This window comes from Paenibacillus sp. JNUCC 34 (genome assembly GCF_058269055.1).
This window is the reverse complement of sequence record NZ_CM177770.1, coordinates 2,672,961-2,699,387: the sequence shown is the minus strand read 5'-3', so window position 1 is coordinate 2,699,387 and position 26,427 is coordinate 2,672,961. Positions and strand designations below refer to the sequence as shown.

General features: G+C 42.2%; 20 protein-coding genes and 1 pseudogene. All 21 read right to left on the bottom strand.

All coding sequences use genetic code 11. The annotated features are described in order from the left end of the window. Nucleotides 1–8 precede the first annotated feature (8 nt). Complete coding sequence (locus AC2TF5_RS12755; protein ID WP_491302505.1) at nucleotides 9–1,670, bottom strand: GspE/PulE family protein; 1,662 nt, start codon at nucleotides 1,668–1,670, stop codon at nucleotides 9–11. Nucleotides 1,671–1,711: 41 nt separating this feature from the next. Next, entirely contained in the window at nucleotides 1,712–2,272 is a 561-nt protein-coding gene (locus tag AC2TF5_RS12750) for a PilW family protein (RefSeq protein ID WP_491302504.1), read from the bottom strand. Nucleotides 2,273–2,330: 58 nt separating this feature from the next. Continuing rightward, entirely contained in the window at nucleotides 2,331–2,789 is a 459-nt protein-coding gene (locus tag AC2TF5_RS12745; RefSeq protein ID WP_491302503.1) for a carbohydrate-binding protein, read from the bottom strand. Between the two features lie 21 nt (nucleotides 2,790–2,810). Then, nucleotides 2,811–3,881 carry a DUF7305 domain-containing protein gene (locus AC2TF5_RS12740; RefSeq protein WP_491302502.1) on the bottom strand — a complete coding sequence of 357 codons (1,071 nt, stop codon included), beginning with the start codon at nucleotides 3,879–3,881 and terminating at the stop codon, nucleotides 2,811–2,813. Nucleotides 3,882–4,422: 541 nt separating this feature from the next. Further along, nucleotides 4,423–5,550: an NAD(P)/FAD-dependent oxidoreductase gene (locus AC2TF5_RS12735; protein WP_491302501.1), complete on the bottom strand. Its 1,128-nt coding sequence runs from the start codon at nucleotides 5,548–5,550 to the stop codon at nucleotides 4,423–4,425. Nucleotides 5,551–5,781: 231 nt separating this feature from the next. Beyond that, entirely contained in the window at nucleotides 5,782–6,936 is a 1,155-nt protein-coding gene (locus AC2TF5_RS12730) for an AI-2E family transporter (protein ID WP_491302500.1), read from the bottom strand. Between the two features lie 271 nt (nucleotides 6,937–7,207). After that, nucleotides 7,208–8,173 (bottom strand): DUF4097 family beta strand repeat-containing protein, encoded by a 966-nt coding sequence (locus tag AC2TF5_RS12725; RefSeq protein ID WP_491302499.1) that lies wholly within the window; start codon nucleotides 8,171–8,173, stop codon nucleotides 7,208–7,210. 611 nt (nucleotides 8,174–8,784) lie between these two features. After that, nucleotides 8,785–10,332: an MFS transporter gene (locus AC2TF5_RS12720; RefSeq protein ID WP_491302498.1), complete on the bottom strand. Its 1,548-nt coding sequence runs from the start codon at nucleotides 10,330–10,332 to the stop codon at nucleotides 8,785–8,787. 23 nt (nucleotides 10,333–10,355) lie between these two features. Then, entirely contained in the window at nucleotides 10,356–12,695 is a 2,340-nt protein-coding gene (gene helD / locus AC2TF5_RS12715; RefSeq protein ID WP_491302497.1) for an RNA polymerase recycling motor HelD, read from the bottom strand. A 643-nt stretch (nucleotides 12,696–13,338) separates the two neighbouring features. Further along, nucleotides 13,339–14,748: a radical SAM protein gene (locus tag AC2TF5_RS12710; RefSeq protein WP_491302496.1), complete on the bottom strand. Its 1,410-nt coding sequence runs from the start codon at nucleotides 14,746–14,748 to the stop codon at nucleotides 13,339–13,341. 17 nt (nucleotides 14,749–14,765) lie between these two features. Further along, nucleotides 14,766–15,554: a prolipoprotein diacylglyceryl transferase family protein gene (locus AC2TF5_RS12705; RefSeq protein WP_491302495.1), complete on the bottom strand. Its 789-nt coding sequence runs from the start codon at nucleotides 15,552–15,554 to the stop codon at nucleotides 14,766–14,768. 24 nt (nucleotides 15,555–15,578) lie between these two features. Beyond that, entirely contained in the window at nucleotides 15,579–15,842 is a 264-nt protein-coding gene (locus AC2TF5_RS12700; RefSeq protein WP_491302494.1) for a B-box zinc finger protein, read from the bottom strand. 150 nt (nucleotides 15,843–15,992) lie between these two features. Beyond that, a pseudogene (locus AC2TF5_RS12695) lies at nucleotides 15,993–17,468 on the bottom strand (amidase family protein). A gap of 166 nt (nucleotides 17,469–17,634) precedes the next feature. Beyond that, nucleotides 17,635–17,904 (bottom strand): CD3324 family protein, encoded by a 270-nt coding sequence (locus AC2TF5_RS12690; RefSeq protein ID WP_491302493.1) that lies wholly within the window; start codon nucleotides 17,902–17,904, stop codon nucleotides 17,635–17,637. A gap of 371 nt (nucleotides 17,905–18,275) precedes the next feature. Beyond that, the gene (locus AC2TF5_RS12685; protein ID WP_491302492.1) at nucleotides 18,276–18,773 is read right to left on the bottom strand and encodes a GNAT family N-acetyltransferase; all 498 of its coding nucleotides are present in this window, start codon (nucleotides 18,771–18,773) and stop codon (nucleotides 18,276–18,278) included. 274 nt (nucleotides 18,774–19,047) lie between these two features. Then, nucleotides 19,048–20,073, bottom strand: a complete 1,026-nt coding sequence (locus AC2TF5_RS12680; RefSeq protein ID WP_491302491.1) for an alpha/beta hydrolase — start codon at nucleotides 20,071–20,073, stop codon at nucleotides 19,048–19,050. A gap of 162 nt (nucleotides 20,074–20,235) precedes the next feature. Beyond that, a complete protein-coding gene (gene mgtE / locus AC2TF5_RS12675; RefSeq protein WP_491302490.1) occupies nucleotides 20,236–21,573 on the bottom strand; it encodes a magnesium transporter in 1,338 nt (445 codons plus the stop codon). Nucleotides 21,574–21,592: 19 nt separating this feature from the next. Next, nucleotides 21,593–22,954 carry a magnesium transporter gene (mgtE, locus tag AC2TF5_RS12670; protein WP_491302489.1) on the bottom strand — a complete coding sequence of 454 codons (1,362 nt, stop codon included), beginning with the start codon at nucleotides 22,952–22,954 and terminating at the stop codon, nucleotides 21,593–21,595. Between the two features lie 258 nt (nucleotides 22,955–23,212). Continuing rightward, entirely contained in the window at nucleotides 23,213–25,012 is a 1,800-nt protein-coding gene (pepF, locus tag AC2TF5_RS12665; RefSeq protein WP_491302488.1) for an oligoendopeptidase F, read from the bottom strand. 117 nt (nucleotides 25,013–25,129) lie between these two features. Next, nucleotides 25,130–25,831 carry a hypothetical protein gene (locus tag AC2TF5_RS12660; RefSeq protein ID WP_491302487.1) on the bottom strand — a complete coding sequence of 234 codons (702 nt, stop codon included), beginning with the start codon at nucleotides 25,829–25,831 and terminating at the stop codon, nucleotides 25,130–25,132. Continuing rightward, on the bottom strand, nucleotides 25,824–26,348 hold the full coding sequence (locus tag AC2TF5_RS12655) for a sigma-70 family RNA polymerase sigma factor (RefSeq protein ID WP_491302879.1): 525 nt from the start codon (nucleotides 26,346–26,348) through the stop codon (nucleotides 25,824–25,826). Before AC2TF5_RS12655 ends, AC2TF5_RS12660 begins: the two co-directional genes overlap by 8 nt. Nucleotides 26,349–26,427 lie beyond the last annotated feature (79 nt).

Here is a 26,427-nt window from a genome sequence, read left to right as displayed (position 1 = left end):
CTCACCTCTCACTCACTAATCGCGACACGCAGCACTTCTTCCGTGGTTGTATAACCTTCTTTCACCTTCATCAACCCATCATCCAGGAGAAAAATGGTCCCTTTGTTCACTGCAATTTGTCTAATCTCTTCAATCGATCGATTATTCATAATCATCCTTCTGATTTCATCATCAATAACTAGAATTTCGTGGATGGCGATTCGTCCTTTATAACCTGTCATATTGCAGGCTCCACAACCTTTGCCACGAGCAATTGTATCCACCTGTAATCCGCGATTTTCAAAAATCTCTTGTTCACGATTCGTAGGCATATGGATTGTTTTGCATTCCTGGCATATACGTCTGACAAGCCGCTGGGCAACTACGCCAGACAGTGATGCGGCTACGAGAAAAGGCTCTATTCCCATATCAATTAAGCGTGTAATCGTGCTGATCGCATCATTGGTATGAATGGTACTTAATACAAGATGACCTGTAAGTGAAGCACGCACCGAAATTTCTGCAGTTTCTGTATCCCTAATCTCCCCTACCATTACGATGTTAGGATCTTGACGCAAGATGGCTCGTAAACTTTTGGCAAATGTCATCCCTGTGTTTGCATTTACCTGTACTTGATTGACGCCCTCCAAGCGATACTCGACAGGATCTTCAACCGTAATAATATTCACATCGGGTGTGTTTAATTGGCTTAACGCTGAGTACAATGTCGACGATTTCCCTGATCCTGTCGGACCCGTAATGAGTACAATACCTGTTGGTTTGTCAATCATTTGAACGAAGCGCTCATAATTGGTAGGGTGAAAATTCATCCGCTTCAAATCAATCGCTGAACTGCCAAGATCCAGAATCCGCATAACCACCTTCTCACCGTAAACCGTAGGAAGGGTAGAGATACGCAGGTCCACCGCATTGCCATCCAAGATGATTTTGATCCGTCCATCCTGCGGGACACGAAATTCGGTAATGTTCAGATTAGACATGATCTTGATGCGGGCTACGATCATACTTAACATGTTCTTTGGAAATTTCTGCTCCGTTCTCAATATCCCATCGACTCGATACCGAACCACAACCTCTGCTTCTCCAGGATCAATATGTATATCACTTGCCCGCTGCTGATAACCAACAAGAATCATTTGATTAACCAGCTTCACAACAGGTGAATTCTCGTCGGTAACGGTATCTTCTTCCTTGTCTTTGGATTTCAGATCCATCCCGAGCAAATCATCCATGTTATCCACTAAACTGTAATATTTATTGATGGATTTCTGGATATCTTCTTTGGTTGCGATAACGACTTCAATTTGGAATCCTGTCGATAATCGCAGATCGTCAATCGCGTAGAAATCCATTGGATCCGCCATGGCAACAAATAACTTATTATTTTCTTTTTTCAGCGGGATCAGCTTATTTCGTTCAGCCGTTTCTTTCGGCACGATGTTAAGCAGCTTCGTATCGATAGGATATTTAAACAGACTCACGTAGGGGATACCTAATTGGAATTCCAGCACCTCGATTAACCTTTGCTCGCTAATAAAGCCTAATTGCAACAAGGTTTCTCCTATTTTCTGATTTGCCTTCTTTTCTCGAAGGGCAGTCTCTAATTGTTCATTCGTGATTAGTCCCGCCTCGATAAGCAAATCTCCAAGTCTTTTGTGAGGTTTATTCATCCTTTATCACCTACCTTCAAATTAATAAGGATGCCAAAAATTTAAGCGCTTTCTTTATAGGCCAGGGCAAAAAATGCTGAAGTCCCCACTGTTGTAATCGTTTTTTTGTTTAATTCTATGTTTAGCAGGGATACTTCGGAATTCACTTCGAATCTCTGCTGATTCTTATTGCTTATGATTTTGTAGGCGAGAATGGAAGAGCTTGTCTTGCCAAATTCAACACTATAAGTAATCGGATCCTTTAAGTTTTCGGTTACGATTCTACGTGTCACATGGGAAGCTGAAGCGGTATCATACACATGCTCTTCAATACTTCTCCCATTCTTCTGATTAATGCAGATATAGTTGAAACCTGGCTTGAAGGTTGCTGGACAATCACTCAATAATTCAACTTCACTAGCGAAGCGTGTCTTCGACGTGATCACATGTGAAGCAATTCGTACTTCATCTTGAAGCTCGCTTTTCTCATTGGCTCGTTGAAATGCATTTACACCGAACTTGTAGGCGGAAAAAGCTAAAGATGCGACAATCGTCAATAGCACAATCGATGCTAATAATTCAACCAGGGTTAGTCCTTTCTGATTCAGCTTCCAGTTCTGCATTTTCGCCCCCATTCTGAACATGATCGATTTGCGATCGAGAAAAGCATGTCCATTATTCCTAAATAGCCGTCCAATAAGAACCCTCAATGTTCGGCGCATTACTAATACTTGATGTGTGAGGTTGTATGCATTTATAGTTCTTCCCGTTATATCTAACCTGATCGTTCAACGTATAATCAACGGTGGCCGCCCACTGCGGTGGGGTTGCAATAAATAGATCCAAACTACTTCCCGAGGCCCCCGTTATTTGCTTATTCACCGTCTCACCATGTATGGTGATCGGAGCACCAGCGCCAGAAACCTTATTAATCGTCAAATTTCCATCGGTTCCACTCGTTGCTTGTTCAATATCCTTACGGGTCAGATGCATCGATTCGCTGCGGTTCCCAAAATCCGTAATGGACTGAAAACCTTGCGAGAAAAGACTTAATGTAACCGTTGCCAAGATGGCGAGCAATACAAAAGAGATTAAGACTTCAATTAGCGTAAACCCCTTGTTTTGTCTTAATACATTCAATCGATCCCCCCCTATACATGGCTAGTTACTCCATTTCACTTTCTCGAATTTACGTGTTCCTGCAAAAAGGTTTGCGACAGCAGCGTCATAGTTGACTGTCGTAGAACCAGTTAAAGTAACATTTTTTGTGATCATTGCTCCTGTAAGCAACAATGATCCTTCGGCGGAAGTATATTCTGCATTAGGTGCATATAATAGCACCCCATACAAAGAAAAAGAACCTTTTAAAATAAGTGAGTCTTTTACAAAAAGAATCACTTTATGTCCATTTGACTTAATACTGAAAGAAGTACTAGTCTCCAACTTATTAGCATAGATGCATACAATCCCATTTCCACTTCCAGTAATTTCGATGTCTTGTGATGGTTTAAATTCATCAAATACAATATAAAGATCTCTATTATCAGCTACGTTAATGTATTGTAATTGAGTACTACTCGATGAATAATTGCCCGATTGACTAATTGTGGATCCTGTTATAGTTAGAGGAGGCCAACCACTTACATCTGGAAACTGAATTTCAGGTGGAAATTCTCCTCTATAGTCTTCTACAAGATTACCTCCCCCAAGAGATGCGATTTCACCTGTAATTTTCTTTCCTGCGGTAACATCACCTTTTTCAAATACTGCTACTGTTCCGTTGCTAATTATATTTTCCGAGGCAAAAATCGCATGATTCATAGGAACAATGGGTGCATCGGGTTCTAAGGTCAATGTGGCTTGATTTGTAACGTTCCCTACTGTGGCTGTTGATTCAACAAAGATGGTGTATGGATTGAGAGGAGCGCCTGTTGTAACTTCTGCGTGAAAAGTACCTTGCCCAAGATGAATATCTTGATCTAAATAGTCGCTATAAAGAGTGGATATTGCTGTTGATGTTAGTGTGGCTGGATTATAATTCTCGATAATATACGACGCGATCGCATCTGCACCAGACTTCGCAATGTAGAACGCCTGCTCTTTTTTCTCCTGATGAACGGTTCGGGCAGCTTGGCTTACGCTAACTCCAAGAAGGGCCATTCCTAATATGGATAAAGCTGTTACTAAGATGAGTACCATCGGGAGAGCAAATCCCCGTTCGTTCTTAATCATCGTTCACCCTCATTTCAACATCTAATCCATACAATATTCTCCAATTTCTTCGCAATTGTAGCAGACAACCCCTAAATATGGAATATGCGAATTTACAATTTTTATGAAAAAATGTCGAAATGATGGGAACTTATCCCTATTTTCGAGAAAATTATCCCCCTCCTGAAGCGCAACAATAGACCTATATACCGGGAAAATCGTCGTTTATGGTTACCCACAAGCCCTAGAAAAAAACCTTTTCTTGATAATTTTCGTCATCTCCAGCTATCGGCCTAGCCTGCTAAATACCGGTCACGCTACTATGTACTTAAATTCACAATATTCCGCTTTGAAATCGGTTGCGCCCTTATTGGTCTTGCTGCTACCTTTCGAATTCATATGCACTTCATTGCTAGATTGAGGGCTGATTTTCGAAAATGATATAAACAAAAAAGCAGAAGATCACTTCTGCTTTTGTTGGGATTTCTTTATTTATTTCCTGTTTATCCTTGGAATTCAAAAAGCTATGAGTAGCTGTTGCTGATTCTTCCCATAACTTTAATCAACTTTCATCCATAGCTTTTCGAATATTATAATCATTTAGATCGATATCCAGAGCCATTCCTAGTGCCATCTTTGCAAGCTGGCTGCCAATATAGGGGCCCATCGTCAGGCCGGACGCTCCAAGTCCGTTTGCCGCTATAAGACCATCCCAGCCAGGAACAGCCCCGATCACCGGAAGAAAACCGGGTGTAAAAGGGCGAAAACCAACTCTTACCTCCTGAAAAGTGCCATTTGCTAAATCAGGTGCCAATTCTAACCCTTTATTCAGAATTTCCTGTATTCCTCCAGCTGTTATTCTTGTATCGTAGCCTTCAATTTCATTTTCGTGAGTCGCCCCTATAACGATCTTCTGATTATCAAAAGAAAGTAGATATTGATCAGTAGGCGGAATGACTACAGGCCAAATCCCTGTGTCTTGTCTATCTAGAACTTGTAAATGCATGATTTGTGCTTTTTGAAAACTAACCATAAAGTGAATGCCTAAAGGCTGCAGCAGTTGATTGGCCCATGCGCCTGCACAAACAACAACTACGTCAGACGAGAAGCTTTTCGCACCGACAGTTACTCCTGTTACACGGTTCGACTCATATTGAAGTCTGGCATCCCCATTTATAAGCACAGCCCCGTTTCTTTGTGCTGATCGGACCAACGCATCGCGCAGCGCACGACCGTCTACCCTTGCGGCACCGCTAATATGAACAGAATGATGATCTTCTGTTAACAAAGGAAAACGCTCATGCGTTTCTTTTTCATTAAGCTGGGTAATTTCACCGATTTCCGGTGCATCCACTTTTCGTAGTTGTGCCCGCTCGTCCATCTTTCTTATTTTCTCCACATCATTATGAATACTAAGAGCACCAACTTGAGCATAGCCTGTTTCTGTTTCGCCCTCGCTTTTGAGTTCTTTAATCAACCCAGGGTAAAATCGTGCGCCGGCCTTTGCCAGCTGGTACCAAGCCTGATTACGCCTTTGTGATAGCCAGGGGCAGATAATGCCAGCAGCGGCATCCGTAGCCTGTCCTTTATCTTTGCGATCTACAATAAGGACATCTGCACCCATTTTTGCTAACTGGTATGCTGTCGATGCCCCAAGAATTCCTGATCCAATTACGATGACTTTCTTCATGATTACATTCCTTTCGTAAAATCACTGTATCCATTATAACGAATACTTCATCCATAACCCACATAGCCGGTTAGTTTCTCTCCTAATTACCGCTAACAATTAGTCTGCCTGCCCCATTAAACAGAACTCCCGCCTTTCGGCTGATCGCCAATGGACGGGAGTTCTGTTTACATAGGGGTATCATTTTCCTGAATGTTGCACTTGATGAAATAATCGCTCCTCTTACTTCAATTACTTCAGATTGTTATTATGCGGTGGACCATATAAGCCCGAAGTGTCTTTGAACCATTGGAAAATATGAGATGCACAAACCTTAAGAACCGCATAGCCAGGAACGGCCAGCAGAATGCCAACTACACCGAACAGATTACCCGATGTCAGAATAACAAAAATAATCGTGATGGGGTGAATCTTCAGCGTTTTGCCCATGATCTGTGGCGAGATGAACTTACCCTCTATTAGCTGTACGATCGTCCAGACTGCCACCATCTTCAGCAACATTATCGGAGATGTGACCATAGCCACAATCAGCGCTGGCGTAATCGCAATCGCAGGCCCTAGATAAGGTACAACATTGGTAAACGATGCAATTATGGCTAGAATAAGCGCATAATCCAGACCAATGATCATGTAACCAATGTAGAGTAAAATACCAATACAAAAGCTGACGATAATCTGTCCACGGATAAACGAACTGATCTGGTGATTAATATCTTGAAGTACATGCAATATGCCGGAACGACTTTTGGTTGGCAGGAAGGACAAAATCTTCTGCGGCAGCTTCTTGCCGTCTTTCAGCATATAAAACAGAACGAACGGAACTGTCACAATCGACAACACGATCTCGGTAAAAGCACCCAGGAATCCGCCCACTCTGCTCCACGTGTGGTTCAGAATTTCCGTTGCTTTCTTAGTAACTGTGCTCCACCAATCTTGGGAGTTAATGCTCACAGCTTCCTGGAACTGACTAAATAACTGACTACCCGTGAGTTCTTCAAATTGCAGTTTAACACTTTCACTATATGTCGGGAAATTGTCAATCAACCCCATTATCTGGTTGCGAAGCACCGGAATGACCGCAAGCACTACCACAGTCAGAATACCGGCAATAGCCAAATATAGGATCAGGATGGACCATCCGCGCTTGATTTTCCTATTTTCCATAATATCCACAAGGGGATTAAGTAGGTAATATAATATTCCGGATAGTATAATCGGCAATACGATCGTCTTAATCAATACTGCAAACGGATGCAGAACAAATGAAATTTTGCTCAGCACCAATACGTTAAGTCCCGCCAGTAGCAGGATAAGCAAAAGAAGTACAAGCTTATTGTTCAGAAAAAATCGCTTGAACCGATCCGGCCAAATGCGGGGTTGCTCCATATATGTTCTCCCTCACTTATGTATCGTTTATTAGTTCGTCTAGCTTCATTCTTGTAACTATAATATTTAATATAGTTCATGTCCAGTTCACCAAGGATCAAGCTAGAAAAATGCATATAACCCTTTCCCCATTATATTGGCTGCTGTCGGTTCCTATTCATGGAATTTCTGTTTTGATATCGACAGACAAAACAATTCTGCCAGCGAGCAAAGAAGACACCCCCGTCAAGGATGCCTTCTCGTCTATTTTTCAAACCAATCGTGATCTCATTTATTTCAGCGTGAAATTCCCAGAGCTTGTGCGAACGTTCAGCACCACGCCGCCACTGCCGAACGTTCCCTTCAACTGGTTCTTGTCTTTGTCGTTTGTCTCATAACGCATTCCGTCCCACTGCAAATCCCCCTTGCCGGAGCTCCCTTCGAAATCAACTTCCAGCGAGGATGGCTCTTCAACCAGATCGACGGTCACACGACCACTGCTGGATCGCAGGTCGGTATCATGCATGAGCCGGTCTGCATTCAGACGTATGCTTCCGGAGCCCGTCTTTCCTTGTACGCCTGACTCTCCGTCCTTCAGTTCGACATCTCCGCTTCCGCTCTGAAAGCTTAACATCGAAGCGTTATAGCGTTCGGTCGATATATCGCCAGAGCCTGACTCCAGCGCGATTGATTCAGCATCTATCTCCTCGGCCTTGATATCGCCGCTGCTGGTGTGCATTGTTATCTCGTCAGCCTTCACCTGCTGTACGTTGACATCTCCGCTGCTTGCCTTGATTTTGACCGAATCTCCCTGCATTTGTGCGATCTCGATATCGCCGCTCCCGCTTTCAATCCCGGCCGATGCCCATTGCTTCTCCGGTAGTTCCACCGTCAAATCGATATTCATGACCCGTACGCCCAAGTCAATTCCTTGAGGTACATCGACCCCCAGCACCAACGTATCGCCGTTAGGTTCAGCCTTCAATTTCACTTGTTCCGCAATTTGGGGGCTTACCTTTCCATGAAGGCGAACCTTGATCTGATCCGAATTCCCTTGAACGACATGTATATCGCTGCCACCTGTACGAAGGTTCAAGTGATGGAAATCATTAGCTTCGAATGTTTGCTCTTCGTTAATTTCTTTGGTATCCAATGAAAAACCGAAATTAATACCCGAAAAAATTTTCATCGGGTTCATCGCAATAATCAGAAGCAATACACCCACCGCAACGATCAAAAAACCTGTTTTCTTCTGCATAGCGTTTTCTTCATTCCTTCCATCTTTCCTTTTTCTCTCTCCGCTGCAAATCCCGAAGTCTTGTTCAGTATAGCACTCCTGAAAAACTCAAACATTGGGCCTGCGAATGAGATTGGAGCCCCGACTTAAGTCCAGTTTCGCTCGAAAGCCGAGTGCTCAGCGGCGAGCCAGCACGCACAACAACCGTATTGAGCTAGAATAGCTCCCAAATAAATCATCGACGTACTGCCCGTAGTGAATATGCCAACGGCTTTCTCATTCAGCCTGTTCTACGGGCATCGGATAACTCCGTGTTGTTTGAATATCGATAAAAACAAAAAAAGCCGCGATTTTCGCGACTTTTTATGCGTGCATGTTTTTGTTCTTATTCTATTTCATCCATAAACTCCTAATGTTTCCAACGATTTCTTTTGATTTCGTATGGTGTAGATAATGTTCTCCTTCAAGTGTCATTTGCTCTTCATGCAGAGTATCCAATCTTTAACGCTTGTATTATTCGCTTGTATAAAGAAAATAAGGAGAAGATTTTTGAGAAATGTTAAATGTTGTGCCCCTTTAAAAATGGTTGTATATCATTACAACAGTCGGCCTTATATTAAATTAAACTTGCATTATCCATTTATCGGTCCATGGCTCTCCACTTTTTCTTTCGACTTTACTCCTAGTGGCTTAGGCAGAACTACTAAGATCAACACGGCACATAGAATCAACAGGGCCGAGCTGATTTTCAATGTATAATCCATTCCATCAATATAAGAAACATTGATTCGCGTTAAGATCGAGCTTCGAATGGATTCATCCATCGTATAAGCTGCTTTGGTTGCTGTTCCGATGGAATTCGTTATATAGTCGACATACTGGCTTGGTACATCACTAATCACCTTATTGATTCCATTTTGGTATCTAGTGGATATCAGAGTCCCTAGGACTGCAACGCCCAGCGCACTGCTGACCTGCCGCAAAGTATTATTCACCGCTGAACCGATCCCCACTTCTCCCCTAGGCAATGATTCCATGACTGCCGACATACATGGTGACAGTGCCAAACCAAATCCAACTCCTTGGATCACTAAATAGATGGCGACAAACCCATAGCTGTCCTGAACATCTATGGTTGAAAGTAAGAACAATCCAATGCCCATAATCAGCAATCCGGTTGCAATCGCCCATTTGGTACCCAATTTACTCGCAACCCGAACACTGAATAGCGAAGCTACAATCATCCCGGCCATGAAAGGAATCAGCCTCAGCCCCGTTTCATAGGCATTGCTATCCAATGTAAATTGAAGATATTGGGTCAAGAAAAACAGGAGGCCATTCAGGACAAACATAATCACACATACGGCAAGGGTGGCCCAGGTGAATAAAGGATGTTTGAACAAGCATAAATTCATCATAGGCTCCTTTGCAAACCTTTGCCGTATAATGAACAAAGCAATAAAGAGTCCCCCAGCGCATAAAGTCAAGATGACTTGCAGCGAACCCCATCCGAGGCGTGAGGATTCAATAATTCCGTACACCAAGCTGCTTAATCCGATACAGGACAGCAGCATACTCAGCCAGTCGATCCGAAGAGCCTTTTCATTTTTGGATTCAGGTATTAGAAAGTATCCCGCTATCAATACGGCTGCAATGATCGGTACGTTGATAAAAAAGATGGAACCCCAGGAGAACTTCTCAATCAAAAACCCTCCCAGCAACGGACCGACCAACAGTCCCACGCCCGAGCTCGCTGACCAGATGGCGGAAGCTTTCCTTGCTTCCTGAGGAGTGAATACAGTAGGAAGAATGGAAAACGTGAGCGGCATAATGATCGCTCCCCCCACTCCCATAAATGCCCTTGCCACAATTAACACATCCGTCGTTCGAGCAAATCCTGCCACAAGCGAAGTTATGGCAAAAATGATTAAACCAATAAACAGCATTTTTTTTCGCCCGAACCGATCTCCCAAACTGCCTGCGGGAAGCAGCAACACGGAAAAAACCAGAAGGTACGAATCCATAATCCATTGGAGCTCATTGGTACCGGCATCAAGATCCTTGGAAAGCGTTGGCAGTGCGACATTAAGGACGGTTACATCAAAACTGATGATCAGGAGACTCAAAACCAGACAAGCCAGTGTCCACCATCTATATTTATGACGATCGAAAGAACTCATTTAACTCCTCCTAATGGAAGATTTTATACTTTCACCGTATACAAATCGTTCGATACATTCACCACAAATGGATTCAATTCACCGTTAATACAGACATGCAGGTCATGCATCGCTCTTGTACAGGCTGTGTAGAACAATTTGCGTTCGCTTTCTTTTCCATACGTTGCCTGTGAAGCATCATAGATAATGACCGCATCAAATTCAACGCCCTTTGCCAGATAAGACGGAATGATCAGAATTCCGGCCTGAAAGGAGGCTGTTTCCTTTTCAATCAGCCTTACATTTATCAAGTCCTTTAATGCCTCATATGCCTTGCCGCTCTCGGTCGCTGTCTTGCAGATTACGGCAATCGTCCGGTGACCCGCGGCCTGCAGCTCCTGAATACTCTCCACCACCACGGCAGCATGCTTCTCCGAATCAGACGTTTGCTTCAGGACGGGCTTATCGCCTTCCCGGTTAAACGGCTCAATAACCTCTCCACCTTCAATGAGCGCACGGGTGAATTCGATGATTTGCCGCGTCGAGCGGTAGCTTCGAGCTAAGGTCACATGGCTAGTATCCTTCCCTCCGTATAACAGCGTTAAGTTATCTGTGTTCAAGCTGCCCTGGTCATGGATGAATATCCTTTGATTCCAGTCCCCCAGCACAGTCATTTTGCTCCGAGGAAACAATCTTTTGATGAATCTGAATTGGAACGTGGAGAAATCCTGCGCCTCATCGATAAATATATGCCGGATCGTATTGTTCGTCTGGAATCCTTCAATACATTCGGTTAGATACAAGTAAGGTGTAGCATCCTCATAAAAGAGCTTCGTTTGATCCAAATTCTCCATCGTCTGGCTACAAATCTCCGCCCAGTGCGGCGGAAGCTCGACATTGTCCATAAAGTTTGAGACGTAGCTTGGATCCCCGAACAGTTGGCGATATAACAACGGGATATTGACGTAACGGAATTGCGTGATTTCTTTTTTTAACGGCTTGAAATACAAATCCACGATCTTTTCGGCAAGAATCGTTCTTTCGGTTTGAAAATCATCGAACGTATCGCCTGCATTGCGCTCTCGCTTTTGAAGCTCCTTAAAAGCCCAGTTGTACTCATCCTTGTCAAGCAGCTCAATTTCCTCTTCAACCCATAATTTAGCCATCTCTTGAGCAGCCTTTTTCTTCAGCTCCTTTAGGAGCCACTCCGATAGAAGTCCCAATCGGTTGGGCATCCGAAGGCTGGAATCATACCCGTAGAACTGCTCATGGATCCGTGCAGCGGGAATCAGAACCTCGTCACGAAACGTAATATCCTTAAATATCATATCTTTGCTGCCCAAGGAAGACACGTACTGCTCGATCCAATCCATGAACTCTCCTGAAGCTTTGAACTGAATACCTTCAATCCGCTCGGTATATCCCTCTTTCCCCATCGCCGACAGAATGAACTCCATTTGGCTGAACGGATCTTCAACCTGAAATACCTCTCCCAAGCGATGCTCCAAATATTCCTGGAAAGTGGTTTGTTCCATATTTTCTTCCCCCAACTCAGGAAGGACGGTAGCAACATAACTGTTGAACATCGCATTTGGAGAGAACAGTACGATCTGGTCTGCACGCAGCGTATCCCGGAAACGGTACAGCAGGTAAGCCACCCGCTGCAAAGCGGCTGAAGTTTTACCGCTGCCTGCCGCCCCCTGAACAACAAGCATTTGGCTTGTCACATTGCGTATAATCAAGTTTTGTTCTTTTTGAATGGTCGCCACGATGCTTTTCATTTGCGAATTGGACTGCTTGCCAAGAACCTCTTGCAGCAATTCGTCGCCTATGGTCACACTGGCATCGAACATGCTTCCAATCACGGCATCCCGAATCATGTACTGTCTTTTTAAGGTCATTTCCCCGGTAATGATACCGCTGGGCGTATTGTATTGGGCTGGTCCGGGAGAAAAATCGTAGTACAGATTGGACACAGGAGCGCGCCAATCATAGACAAGAAAATTGATGCCGTCTTCATCGACCAAAGAAGCAATTCCCAAATAAATTTCCTGAACCTGTTTATCGTACTCATCATAAAAATCAATGCGTCCGAAATAAGGAGACTGCTTCAAGCGAGACATGGTTTTCATTTTCTTTTTCGCATGCTGATAAGTACGCTCGTTCTCGGACAAAACCTCGGCCTGCTGCTTCAGGCTCGCATAGGTGCCTGCGTCTTCAAAATTTAAAGACACATCCTCCCAGAAGTTTTTCCGGAATTCCACGATATCCGTTTTTTTCTCGTCGATGTCTCCCGCGATCCCTGCCAACTGCCGGTCGATCTCGGATACGACAAGGTTTACCCGTTGTTGTTCATCTTCCCAGCTCTCAAATTTAGCGCTCATCTTAACACTCCCCATCCAGACTGTAGTTCAGTTTCTAAAACCAATATCAATCACTTGAACTCTGCAGCCTCATGCTGATGATAAATTTATGTGAGACAGTAATTGACAACGAGATAAGATTGTGATATGATAAAATTGTAAATATGTAATATGTTTGTTATTCTGTAAAATATTAACTCGTTGATGACTTTAGCATATAAGCATTCACATATCAAGCTTTATTTCCCAATGCATTCTACACTTGTAGAGGACATTGGTTATTTTTGTTGTGAAAAAAGGATTCTGAGTAAGCAGAAGAACACGCCTCTCCATCTCGATACTTCCTTACCCACACTTTGAGCTGGGTGCATTCTAATACCTAACTTCTCTGCCACGACTTTATAACTCGCCGATCCCTCAAGATACAATTGGACTGCCTTCACTTTGAAATCGATTGAAACGCTTGTCCTTTTTTAGCCATAAAAATATCCCCTTCTAGTTCGCTCGTTCCTCATGTTAACATAAGGTTTTTTTCGAGTGTCTACTTAAAGGGGATAATACCATTTATCAGGCCTTTCGCGAATCCAGATAATCACTGTAAACCATGATGGGATCATACAAAAACTATTTAACTCTATATCTTATATTATTGTCATCTCCGCCTCTAATTCCAGGCCGTAACAATCTCCTCTTTCCGCTCTTTCAGCAGCTCTTCCTTATCATCCCGGTAAAAGAGATTATACGTATCGAACGGAATCATTCGGCCGTCTGGATGGACGATATGGACACAGGATTTTTTGACTGAGCGAACATCAAAATTGTAGGCATCCAGGAATTGCATGATGATGACCCGAAATACATTATTATAGGTAATCTGCTCCGGCACGGCGGCCAACGGCAGACAGCACAGCAGGCTTTTCAGGGAAAGTGCCGAAGACTGCGGCGAATGGCCCGTGGATAGCAGCTCGAACATTTTGTTCCGAATCACCGGGTCTTGTTCGAATACGATCGTATTACTGTCTCCCTCAAGCAAAATTTCAGGGTCGATCATCCTCGTCAGGGGCAGTACTTCCCCACCCAGTTTCAGTGCATAACCCATAGCTAGACAATCCGGGTGGCAAGGCACCGGCAAAATGTCCGCATCCTGAAACACTTCGGTCTGTTCGATAATCATCCGCCGCACTTCGCTTACCGTCAGACGGTCGGTAGCCGGGTCATACCCTTCCAGCCGGCCAGCAGCCTGAATGGGCTGAATCGTAACACCACGCACAGCTCTCTGCTGAAGTCCGTAATTGATGATGTCGCCGATCTCTCCGTCATTAAGTCCCTTTTTCAGCGTAACAACCAGCGTGGTGGATATGTTGAATTCATTCAGATGATCGATGGCCTGCTGGCGAATACGTCGGAGATCAGCGCCCCTCAACTCTTTTAGGACATGAGTTTCAAAGCTGTCGAACTGCAAATAGATTTCAAAACCAGGCATATACCCCGAAAGCCGGCGCGCGAATTCCTTGTCCTGGGCGATGCGAATACCATTCGTGTTCACCATAATATGCTTGATTGGCCGGCTTTTGCACATGTCCAGAATATCAAAAAAATCTGGATGCGTAGTCGGCTCACCGCCGCTGATCTGCACGATATCCGCCTCCCCTTCGTTCTCCACGATCCGATCGAGCATAACTTCAATCTGCTCAAGCGACCTGTAAGAGGTACGATGCGGCGAGGATTCCGCGAAGCATATTGGACACTGCAAATTGCAGTGGTCCGTTATTTCCAGCAGTGTGAGGCAGCTGTGCTGCTCATGATCCGGACAAAGCCCGCAATCGTATGGACAGCCGTAACGAATCGGCGTATTCCACTGAAGCGGCATTTCGGAAGGCTTGATAAACCGCCGCGTCTGGTGGTAGTAATCGACCTCTGTGGAGATCAGCACTTTTTCCGGACCGTGAACGAGGCATCTTTTGACCATATAGATTTTGTCATTCTCCTCAATGATCTTCGCTTCAACTTTGCGGTAACATGTGGTGCAAATGCTGTTCGTCAATTCATGATACAGATAAGGCCGGTTTGGCATAAAGTAACGCTCCTTTATCAACTTGGAATTCGAGAACGCGGGATAGAACGACCTATTCTGTTCCTGCCGCCAATCAGCCAACCATAATAGATTAGGCCGAATATACAGGCCAGCTGAATATTGTTAAAGCCAAAGTACGGATGCAGCGTAGGCTTGATCCATTCAATTACAAGGCGGAACAATAGGTAACCGGCCATAAACCATTGAAACATCGTACCAGACACATAGCCCTTACGAGTAGACTTGCCGCGGCTGAGGCGGTACAGCGGTATTAGCAGCAGCGCGAGTATGATCAGAAACAAGATTTCATACAGCTGAGTGGGATGGCGATAAATTCCGTCGCCGAAATCCACAGCGGTGATCCAGGTTGTTGGCGTGCCATAGGTATGATCATCCAATCCTGTCAAAAAGCAGCCGATCCGGCCCAGACCCAGGCCAAGAATCAGCGGGTACACAAAATCATCGCCCGTAGATTGCTTCCAACCGACCCATCGCTTCGTCAGTTCAACCCCGATCAGCCCTCCCAAAAGACCACCGACAATCGTTTTCCCGCCCCACAGCAGGTTCAATTGACTTAACTGTTCCCATGTAGCAGAGGGATCCTCCAGCCAGAACAGCAGCTTGGCACCAATGGCCGCTCCCGCAATAATGCCGGCCAGAATTTGCAGGCTCATCAATTTGGACATAGCGCTCGGGCGCCGGGTCCATAAATACACTCGAAAGCCGATAAAATAGGCCAGCGATTCAAACAGCACATGCGGGTGAATCCTCCAGGAACCCAGATATAAATATACAGGAAACTCCATCTTCAACTCCTTATAGTGTTAACTTTAATAGGAAAAAAGCATTGCTCCGCAAATCGTGATAAGCAACAGCGCAAGCCCGCCAAGGATGGCAAGCAAGGATACAACAACGGTCCATAACGTGCTCTTCTGCTGTACGGGCATTGATGATCCGTAATTCATTTCACCGCAACGATACCGGCAGCGACCGGTGTCTGGGTCATAACATTGCTCGCAAACAGGTTTCCCGCAGCGACTGCACTGGGCAATTGCCGGTTCACCGGGATGATTCATGCAGCGGTAGACTTCCATCCTTCCACCTCACTTGACAATTAATTCATATTATTAATATTGTAAACGTTGTCGCGGCTTTAGGCTACCGTTTTAAACGGGACTGAGGTATTCCTTTCATTCAGAAACGGACTAAACGAGGTTTTATTAGAGCGCGAGAGCCTTATCTTATTAATTCATTAAATCTGGCATTTTCCTGTGTTTCGTTTTTTGTTCGAATGCAAATGCAATACGAATTAATGTCGGTTCACTAAATGCCGTTCCTGCGAATGTAATCCCGAATGCTCTTCCATTATCTTGGAATCCAGCAGGTACTGCTATGGATGGATAACCCGCTTTAGCACATATATCAGCTCCGACATAAGAAGGAAACAGGATTGTATCTAATCCATACTTTTATAATGCATGATCTATACCCATATTTTGTGAATAATATAAATCAGTAATAGACTCTAGAATGTATTTCTGATTCTTTATTGGATTATCTAGTTGTAATTGATATTTCAATGAATCTTGTCCATATTTCAAAGCCTTCTCAGTATTCTGCTCGTTCCATTCAATCAACTCCTTTAATGAATGAATAGGAAATTGAGCCGGGAGGCTTTGCAAATAATTTTCAATAGAATGCTTAAATTCAAAGTTTTTTTTGTTATATTCCCACTCTCTATAGAAAGATGGGATTTCTATATTTTCTATTACATTGGCTCCAGAATCTTTAAGTTTAGCCACAGCATCATTAAATAATCTTTCATCATACTCGCCAATATCACGATATTTCTCAGGTGGTACATTCCTAAAAACGCCTATGGTTGCGTTACTTAATCCGTCTTTATCCAAAAATGTTGTATAGTCCATATTAGAATGTTCATTCTTCCAAGTAGCGGGATCACTTTCATCTTTTCCCGTAAGAGCACCTAATAAGATCGCTGCATCTGTCACAGTCCTTGCCATAGGTCCAGCTGTATCCTGAGAGTTGCTCCACGGAATAATTCCTGATCGACTTATTAAACCTACGGTTGGCTTGATACCAACAATAGCGTTCTGTACAGATGGGCTTAAAATAGAGGCAGATGTCTCTGTTCCAACTGCGATTGTAGCAAAATTTGCTGCAACGGATGCACCTGATCCTGTACTAGAACCACCAGGAAAATAATCCCCATATGGATTTTTCGTTTGTCCACCAATTGAACTATATCCAGCCCACATTTTTGATGATGCCATCCCATTTGCCCATTCTGTCAAATTTGTTTTTCCTAAAATAATTGCACCTGCGTTCCTTAATTTTTGGACGAGAAAGGCATCTCCTGAGCTTACATGGTTTTCCAAAGCTAATGCACCCGCATTTGTATGCATTTTATCATTTGTTTCAATATTTCCTTTCAATAATACTGGGACACCATGTAGAGGGCTTCTTGCTCCTAGTAATTTTCTTTCTTGGTCTAATGCTTCTGCAATAAAAATCGCATCTGGATTTATTTCCATAATAGAGTTTATCATTGGTCCACTCTGGTCAAACGTTGCGATACGATACATGTAATACATTACAAGTTCCCTTGAGGTAACTTCCCCCTTATTCATGGCATCCTGTAATTCAAATATCGTTGCTTCTTCGCTATTTAATTTTTTCAATCCAAAATTATGTTCCATGGTGAGCTCCTATTTTCGATTTTGGGTCTTTTATTTATTTCATTCTTGTGAATCCTATGGTCTTTATTATAGAAGTGATATATTTTTAAAAATATATAAAAAACAATTACTAAGCGTTTAGAACATAAAAAAAGGCTTGCGGGCTTAACCCGACAAACCTTTTGATTTATTTCTTTTTTGAGTACACAATTTTTCTGATACTATCATGGGAAAGACTGAACAGTTCTGAGAGCTGATCAATCGTTGATCCCTCATTGAATTTTTGGCGAATCTGGCCGTTTCTAAGGTTAAGGTAATTTCTGCTCCCTGATTTTTCACCCCATTTTTTGCGAGACCCTTCTGAGTTGGGGATATAGACCATTCGACCTTGCACATATTTCTGTACTTCCTTTAGCAAATCTTCTGGCAAAATAGCTTCAGCATTTGTATATTTCAAAGTAGATATACTCCTTAAAATAGATTCTAATTTTAAGGGAGCAAAATCTATACTATAAACTATTTTCACCTTACAGGTCAGAATGAAAACATGCGGTTACTTCATTAAGCTCCATACAAAAATCCGCCATGGTTATAATATAGACTTTGCATGGAGCTTGACATTTGCGACACTTTTGTTCAATCCTCACCCTCCTTATCACGATTTATGATAACTGATTACTTGATAACTAAATATTCTATGGTATTTACGTTAATTCCTTCTTATCATTAAGCTCTCGTGTTCCTTTAGCTAAATAAAATGAGCAGGCTGCGGCAGCCTGCTCAACAATGGTTTGTTATTCAACTATCGTGTCCCGCTAGTTTTAATGATCAATGTGTTTTGAAGTATTGATATACTACCTTTATTCCATCCTCAGTTTCTTCTTTTTCATAAGGAGTTACCCCATATGATTCATAGACTTTTCTCCAAAATTTTACGGCTGGAATGTTGGTTTGTGCCTGACCAATTGCATATCGACCAGGATACATTTCAAAGAACTTAATAGAAGCTAATTTCCCAATCCCTTTCCTTCTCTGATTCTTGATAATAAAGAACGAATTCAACACATAATCTGCATATTCTTGATTTGAATACGGACCACTTTGCAATAGAATAAATCCTATTGGTTTACCATTTAAGTTAATAAAAAATGGTGTTAGCCCCTCTTTATCAAAAAACAAGTCAAGTACATCGAATTCGAAAAGCCCATTTTCGGAATTCAAACTTATGTTATCAATGAATTCGGATAAGTCATGTAAATACAACGTCATCAGATTTCTCAATATTTCTTTTCTGTCCAAGTTCACTTTTTCTATGAGTAACTCCATTTTCCTTGCCCCCATTTTCAATCAAACTATCATTTCATATATGAACGAACTTCCATATACAATTACACTATCCCCCTTGAAAAGTTGTTAAGCAAATAATAACAATGAAAGCAGACTGAATATATATATAAAACACCTAAAAAGTATTCTTTACACAAAAAGTCACTATATTCTTAAACAAAAAACGTGTATCTATCCGACAGAAAAAAAGCCCACTCTATTTTTAGAATAGAAACTGGGCTTGTTCATTGTTTTTATACAAATATCAGACCTATTACTTATTTTCACTTAAAAATTCAAGAACTTTGTTAAATGCTTCTTGAGCAGCCGGGGTATTCATTATAAATTGAAACTCATGTGCTAACTCGCCAGATACATTTTTATCAAAGAAAAGTCCATCTACATGCACCCCTTTGTTTTGCAAAGCAGAAACCAATGCCTCTCCTTGATCTTCGAATGACGCAGTATTTCCATCTGTGATAAAAGTTGGTGGATAATCGTTTGTAACATAGTTGAAAATAGAAGCAATCTCTATCTCAGGTGATTTTTCAAAGTTTTTATCCCCGAAGTAAGCCCAACCCGCGGCACGCAAAAAGTCTTGTACTTGTTTAGTTGTTTCCATCTTAGCTAACTCAGGCATATTATATGGGCCACAAAATAACAGCACGCCTTTTATTGTAGAAGGATCAACAGTAGCGTCAATCTTGGTTAACTTGGCATACTCAGGAGATGTTTGAATATTAACGAATTGACCAGATATTTGCGCTCCGGCAGAATCTCCTGCAAAATAAACCTGATCTAGTTCCAAGTCATATTTCTTTGCATTTTCTTTGATATATTCATAAGCCTCGCCTAGTTGGAGTACTGGCGTAGGATATTCTCTTTTAGGAGCAAGAGCGTAGTTTATATTCACCACTGTATATCCACGGGCTGCTAATTCTACTGCATACCCAGTGATGTCTGATTTATCTCCACCTACAAATCCGCCTCCATGTACCCAAAAAATTACGGGTGTTTTTTCTATATGATTTTTTGGGTAAACGATGTCTAATCTGCCATCCGGAAATTTGGAATTATAATTGATATCCTTAATGATTTCTGTTTCTTTTAGAGCGTTGTCATAGTTATCAGAGGGAACAAACATTCCGCCTTCAAATGCTTTTTTAATCAAGAATGCCTTTGGTGTTGGTGAAAGGTTCCAATAACTGATTCCTGCAAGAGCCAGCCCGAAAACGATTAGGACCGATATAAGCATTCTCTTTTTCCATACTCCTCTAGGTTTTTTCTCTATTATTTGCATTATAAAATGATCTCCATTCTTTATGTGGCTACTATGTTGTTTTTTATGGAATATCTAAATAATATATCATTTCATTTGCATTTTCTACACTACCAAATAGTATTCCTTTTACGTTATCATGTTCATCGACAATCAATTCAAGATGCTTGTCATGATGGTAAGCTATAATTGAAGCACTATTTTGGCAACCGTGAAGTAAATAATAAGCCCGGTGCCATCCACTAGCGTAGTAATGAATGGACTCGACACGACCGCAGGGTCTGCCTTCAGCTTATACAATATTAATGGTAAAATTGCTGCTACAAAGGAAGCCCAAATGACGATAGTCATTGCTGAAATACTGACAACAAGTCCAACGTTCCAATCAACCCCAAGTAATGCAGCGCGACCATACGCTATCAATGAAATTGTGGCACCCGTCATTAAACCTGTGGTTACTTCCTTCTTTACGACTTTAAATAGATCCCTCAATTGAACTTCACCGACAGCAAGTGCCCGTACTAGAGTCGACACCGTTTGCGTTCCTGTGTTTCCACCCGTTCCAATCAGTAATGGAATAAAGAAAGCCAATGCAATTACTTCTGATAACGTCTCCTCATAGTGTCTCAGAACAGTTCCCGTATAGGCCTCCGCTACAAATAAAATTAATAACCAAATGATACGTTTTCGATATAATTGAAATACGGACGATTTTAAATAAGGTACAGCTAGAGGTTGACTTCCGCCTAGCTTCTGAATATCCTCTGTCGCCTCTTCGTGAATGACATCGATTAAGTCATCGACTGTGATTACGCCAATTAAGCGCTCTTGATTATCAACTACAGGTAGAGCTACTAAATCATAACGGGTTAACAGGTCGGCTGCTTCCTCTTGCCCCATAGAAGCGGGTACTGAGATCACATCTCCCATAATAATTTCTGATATTTGGGTCTGGGGTTCAGTTAATATGATTTTCTTCAACGAAATTACACCTAGAAGCTCCCCTTTATTTCCTGTGATATAAACATAGGAAGTAATCTCTGCTTTATGACCAATTTTCCGGATATGACGTAGTGTTTGCTCCAATGTCCACGTACTGCGTGCAGCAATATAATCGACCGTTGCCAGACTACCTGCGGTATGTTCAGGAAAGGTCATCAAAGTCCGAACTTTTTGACCATAATCCACCGGAAGTAGAATGAGCAGCTTTTCGGCTTGATACCGATGTATGGCAAGCATCATATCTGCTACGACGTCACTAGACATCTTGTTGAGTACTTTAGTTGTCAGTGCTTCCTCCAAATGATTCAGAATGCGATACTGTAATACAGGTTCTAAATATTCCAATATCTCTGCAGACATGGCAGGATCCAATATCTCTAACAATTTAATCTGTTCCTTGCTCTCAAGTTGTTCTATACATTGAGCCAAATCAAAAGGTCTGAATGATTCAATATAGGTTCTTATGAACTTAACATCTGAATTCTTTATAATATTTCTCATTTCTTCGATCTGGATCATATATGTCTCCCCCTTCATGTTAGGATGTTGCAAATGGTATAAGAAGATTGGCGACGCTATAATAAATTAATAATGCTACGATGTCGGTTAAAGTTGTTACCACGGGTCCAGAAGCAATTGCAGGATCTATATTCAGACGTTTAACGATTAAGGGAAGTATTGCTCCGGTTATCGTTCCGAACAGAATAGATATAAATAGTGCCAAACCGACGATAGTGCTAAACATCAGCGACGAATCCAATAATAGGATTGACAGCACGATTGCGAAAACCCCACAGACAAACCCCGTCAGCACACCGATGCCCGCTTCTTTTCCAAGTAAATACCAACTATCCTTACCGCTCACTGAACTCTCACTCATCCTTCTAATGACAACAGATAAAGATTGAATTCCGCCGTTACCCGACATTCCTAGTATTACCGGGATGAATAGTGCTAACGTGGTAAAATGCTCCAACGTGGCAATGAAAGGTGCCATGATTTTAGTCATCAGAAAGCCAAGCACCGTAAGTCCAATAAGCCAAGGCAATCTTTGGCTTACTAATCTAAATGTACTTGAAGAAAACGACAATCCACTTTTTAGCGCGGCAATATTCTGGATTCTTTGCGTCATCCGTTCTTCCAACAAATCGAGAACATCATCAACCTTAATGATTCCAATCATGATTCCGTCTTGGTCCGTAACAGGGAGCTCATGAAGATCATACTTTTTGATTAAGTCTGCTGCGTTGGTTTGATCATCATGATCGTAAATAGAGATGATATTCGTGTTCATGAGCATTTCCATCTTGCTCTCTGATTGGGCTCGCAAAAGTTGATGTATTGACACTACACCGACCAAGCGAAGCTCTTGATTGGTAACATACAGAAAATAATAATTATCTTCGCTCGATAGACGCAATCGACTCAGTACCGCCTCAGCAGTATCCACTATATCTGCAGTTTGAAACTCTGTATGAATAAGTGTACCCGAAGAGTTTACTGGGTATTTCATGATCCGCTCCACCTTAGTTCTAGCTTCAGGCTGCATAGCATTCAATAGTGAAACGGCTTTACGTTTCGATATGGATTTTAGGAAAGCCGCTGCTTCGATCGAGACCATAAAGCTCAGCATTTCCGTAACATATTCAGAGTCAAGATACGCCACTATAAGCCTTCGATCGTCCAAACTTAATTCCTGAAATATGCCGGCAAACTCACTCGGTTTTAGAGACTTAAGAACCGTTCCACGCTTCCTTTCATTCAGTCCTAAAAAGAATGTTGCTTGGTCTGAAACATGTAGACTTAGAAAAGTTAAAATGAATTGCTGAATTTCGTTGGATGCAAGAGACAAGCGAAGGCGATTCGTAACTTCATCGTTCTTGGTGTATCTGGGATTCATAGTTATTGCTTCCTTCCTTCGATTATCATAAAAAACTATCTTTAATAAATATTGTTATTATGAGCTTTCTATAGAATTTACGGAATCTCCATGACATATACCAAAAGGGTCATACTGAGTCTGTAGTAACTGTGACCATAACAAAAAGAGTCCTTAAAAATTAAGGACCCCTTAAAACAGATTTAAATTATTTCAACATAAGTGCAAATGCTTCTATATCAAAATAAGGCATTCTCCCGAGAATAGAATAGAATGAACTTAATACAAACTCTCCAGCTCATCAATAAGTGACCCTACGTATGCTGCAGCGCTGCGAATCGGATCAGGCTTCGACATGTCCACGCCTGCCAGTTTCATTAATTCGAGTGGGCTCATAGATCCACCGGCTTTTAATACTTCAAGCCAGCGATCCACGGCAGGCTGCCCTTCCTCTCTTATGAGCTGTGCTACAGCAGTGGAAGCGGTAAGACCAGCTGCATAAGTATAAGGGTATAAACTCATATAGTAATGCGGTTGACGCATCCAGGTTAACTTGGCATCCTCATCGATAACCACATCCTCTCCCCAGAACGAAGACAGGATATTTCCTTTTAGCTCACACAATTTCACGGCAGTAATCGGTGTATTTTTCATTGCAAGGTCGTATACCTGGCGCTGAAGCTCTCCTTCGAGTAAATGAGTTACAAAGTTGTGGAAATAGGTGCCGAGCAACTGGGAAATAACCCAGCGACGCATTCTCGGATCGTTAGAACGTGCCAGCAAATGATCCACCAGCAAGAGTTCGTTCATCGTTGAAGGAGCTTCAATGAAATACAGTGAAGGTCTTGAGTTCGTCAAACGCTGATATTTGCTCGCCAGCATGAGATGACCGGCATGTCCCACTTCATGGGCCAGCGTAAAGGCACCTCTCATGCTATCAGCCCAGCTGATCAAAATATAGGAATGGACTCCAGGAATCGACATGCAGAACGCACCCGTTCTCTTCCCTGCGTTATCCGCGTAATCCACCCAACGATTATTAAAGGCATCCGATACGATCTCCCCGTATTCCGGACCAAGGATGGTTAAGGCTTCTTTGATCAGATCCCCTGCTTCCTGAAAAGAAATGCCAGGACTAAAATCAGGATCAAGCGGAGCTTTCAGATCCGCAAATGTCATCTCGTCTAAATGGAGCACACGTTTCTTGAGAGCGGCATATTTTCGCATATGAGGTGCAAGCTCTTCCTGCATAATATCCAAAATGTTGTTATACATTTCCGTTGTGACCTGCTGCGGCATCAAAAGCATATCCGTAACGGAGTCATATCCGCGCAGACGCGATTCAATCACTTGGCGCTTTACTTCGGTACCGTAGGCTTCAGCAAACGTATTGCGGTATTTGTATAGTGTCTCGCTAAAGGCTTTAAACGAATTACGGCGTAGATCTGTATCCGGAGATTCAACGTACTTGTTCTCATAAAGTGCAAACGAAACCGGTACTTCTTCCCCTTTGCCGTTCTCTGTGGACGGGAATGTCATATCTGCCAGCTTGCTCCGCTCATAAATGCGGTAAGGCGACCCTAATACTTCGCCAAAAGAAGCAAGAACCTTTTCCGTCTCTGCCGTCAGTCTGTGCGGCTTGGTTTGCAAAAGCAAGCCGAGACTGCGTTCGAACACCTGAAGTTCGGGCTGTTCTTTTATGTACTGATCTATCGTTCCGTCTGGAAGCGCGATAATCTCGGATTTGATAAAGGAAAGAGCTGAACTGACTACTGAAGCAAGATCGCGCGCTTTTGCAGCGTTCATCTGATTCTCGGGACTGATGCTGTCTCCAGATTGATGCAGATACGCATAGGCTCCTACACGGTTGATTCTGCCTTGCAGCTCTTCCTGTGCGTTAAGACAGGCTAGCAGTGTATCTGCTCCTTCTCTGAGTCTTCCTTCATATTTCGTAACAGAGGAGATGTCCTGCTGAACAGCGTTTAATTCTTCTTCCCATGCCTCTTTTGTTTCAAAGATATCATTCAAATTCCATGTTGTTTCCGTATCCACTTCTGCTCGGGTTAAAATTTTCGACATACGCTAAGCACCTCTCCCATGTTATTAATTGACCAATGTATGGCACCAATAAATCCCATTGTATCATAGATTCGTATGCCTAAAGAGGTCATTTTAACCATGACCTCTTAATGTTAATCATTTTGTTGAAAATCTCAACTTCCAATTGCCTTTTATCTCTAGGCGTGCATCTCCCTTACTATGTTCAAAAAATGAATTAATGACTATGTTAAATGTGTCGTCAGAGCCTAAGAGTTCTTTATCAATGACAAGGTTTGCTTCAAACTCCCTTTTTATGGGATTTTCGTTTTCTACTTCTGTTAGTAATTTGTGGCTGTCTTCAATGTCAAAGCTGAATTCCTTTGATGCTAGAGGTTCGACTTGAATTTGCTCCGCAGTAACTTCAACTCCAGAATGACTTATAACTTTAAATTCACCGAATGTTAAGGCTTCAGCCATAATATAAGGAGCTTTATCTGCTTGTTCAAAAATAACGGTGATTGGTAAAACAAAATGATTGTTTTTCACGTTCAAGTCGGAAACCGTAACACTTATTTCATCAGTCGCTTGATAGTACTCCGTACCTATAACTGCACCTTTCCAATTCGTAATGTCCTTGAAAAAACCTTGAAGTGAACTTGCGAAACCAGGATTAACTGCCGCCGTTAAACTAATTGATAAAACAGCTACCGCAGCTACACCTCCTAGACCTTTTATAGCTTTATTCATTACTCTTCCCTTCATTTCAGAACTTGCTGCTTTAATCCCTAGTTCACTTCTTTCATGTAATTCTTTTGGGATTTCAATTTTTTCTAGTTCTTGTTTTATTCGATTACTCATACATACCCGCCTCCTTCACTTGTTTACGTAGCTTATCTAATGCACGATATAATACGGATTTTGCTGATCCTAAGGGAATTTCTAATATCTCTGAAATTTCCCTGAAGGTATGATCATAATAAAACCTTAGAAGAACAATACTTTTTTCATCTTCATTTAACGTATCTACTAATTCTTGGAGTGATAACGAGAGTGGAACATCTTCATCATCCGAACCTACAAATTCTTCATATCCTGGCTTTAAATGAACTACTTTCTTGCGTTTTCGAAGAAGATCTATTGAACAACTAATAGCAATTTTCGTTAACCATGTTTTGAAATACTCTGGATTCTTCAATGTATTGATCTTTTTAAACGACAGGTAAGCTGTTTCTTGAACCACATCCAACGCATCGTCTTTGTTTTTGACATACACATAAGCGATACGATATAAATCTTCCTCATATTGTTGGAATAGTTTTAAGAATGCTTTATCGTTTCCCCTTTGTGCCTTTCTGACTGTCCGAATGATACCAATCACCTTCTTACTCTGTTTAATTTCTGACTTACACCCATTAGACGGAGAACTATTTAGTTTGGCTTAAATTTTCGAAAAA

Coding starts and splice junctions, on each gene's coding strand:
- helD (WP_491302497.1), bottom strand. CDS start 12,695: ATGAGCGCTAAATTTGAGAGCTGGGAAGATGAACAACAACGGGTAAAC.
- mgtE (WP_491302489.1), bottom strand. CDS start 22,954: ATGAATCCCAGATACACCAAGAACGATGAAGTTACGAATCGCCTTCGC.
- AC2TF5_RS12730 (WP_491302500.1), bottom strand. CDS start 6,936: ATGGAGCAACCCCGCATTTGGCCGGATCGGTTCAAGCGATTTTTTCTG.
- AC2TF5_RS12680 (WP_491302491.1), bottom strand. CDS start 20,073: ATGCAAATAATAGAGAAAAAACCTAGAGGAGTATGGAAAAAGAGAATG.
- pepF (WP_491302488.1), bottom strand. CDS start 25,012: ATGTCGAAAATTTTAACCCGAGCAGAAGTGGATACGGAAACAACATGG.
- AC2TF5_RS12725 (WP_491302499.1), bottom strand. CDS start 8,173: ATGCAGAAGAAAACAGGTTTTTTGATCGTTGCGGTGGGTGTATTGCTT.
- AC2TF5_RS12685 (WP_491302492.1), bottom strand. CDS start 18,773: ATGGAGTTACTCATAGAAAAAGTGAACTTGGACAGAAAAGAAATATTG.
- AC2TF5_RS12705 (WP_491302495.1), bottom strand. CDS start 15,554: ATGGAGTTTCCTGTATATTTATATCTGGGTTCCTGGAGGATTCACCCG.
- AC2TF5_RS12700 (WP_491302494.1), bottom strand. CDS start 15,842: ATGGAAGTCTACCGCTGCATGAATCATCCCGGTGAACCGGCAATTGCC.
- AC2TF5_RS12720 (WP_491302498.1), bottom strand. CDS start 10,332: ATGAGTTCTTTCGATCGTCATAAATATAGATGGTGGACACTGGCTTGT.
- AC2TF5_RS12740 (WP_491302502.1), bottom strand. CDS start 3,881: ATGATTAAGAACGAACGGGGATTTGCTCTCCCGATGGTACTCATCTTA.
- AC2TF5_RS12750 (WP_491302504.1), bottom strand. CDS start 2,272: ATGCAGAACTGGAAGCTGAATCAGAAAGGACTAACCCTGGTTGAATTA.
- AC2TF5_RS12755 (WP_491302505.1), bottom strand. CDS start 1,670: ATGAATAAACCTCACAAAAGACTTGGAGATTTGCTTATCGAGGCGGGA.
- AC2TF5_RS12660 (WP_491302487.1), bottom strand. CDS start 25,831: ATGAGTAATCGAATAAAACAAGAACTAGAAAAAATTGAAATCCCAAAA.
- mgtE (WP_491302490.1), bottom strand. CDS start 21,573: ATGATCCAGATCGAAGAAATGAGAAATATTATAAAGAATTCAGATGTT.
- AC2TF5_RS12735 (WP_491302501.1), bottom strand. CDS start 5,550: ATGAAGAAAGTCATCGTAATTGGATCAGGAATTCTTGGGGCATCGACA.
- AC2TF5_RS12710 (WP_491302496.1), bottom strand. CDS start 14,748: ATGCCAAACCGGCCTTATCTGTATCATGAATTGACGAACAGCATTTGC.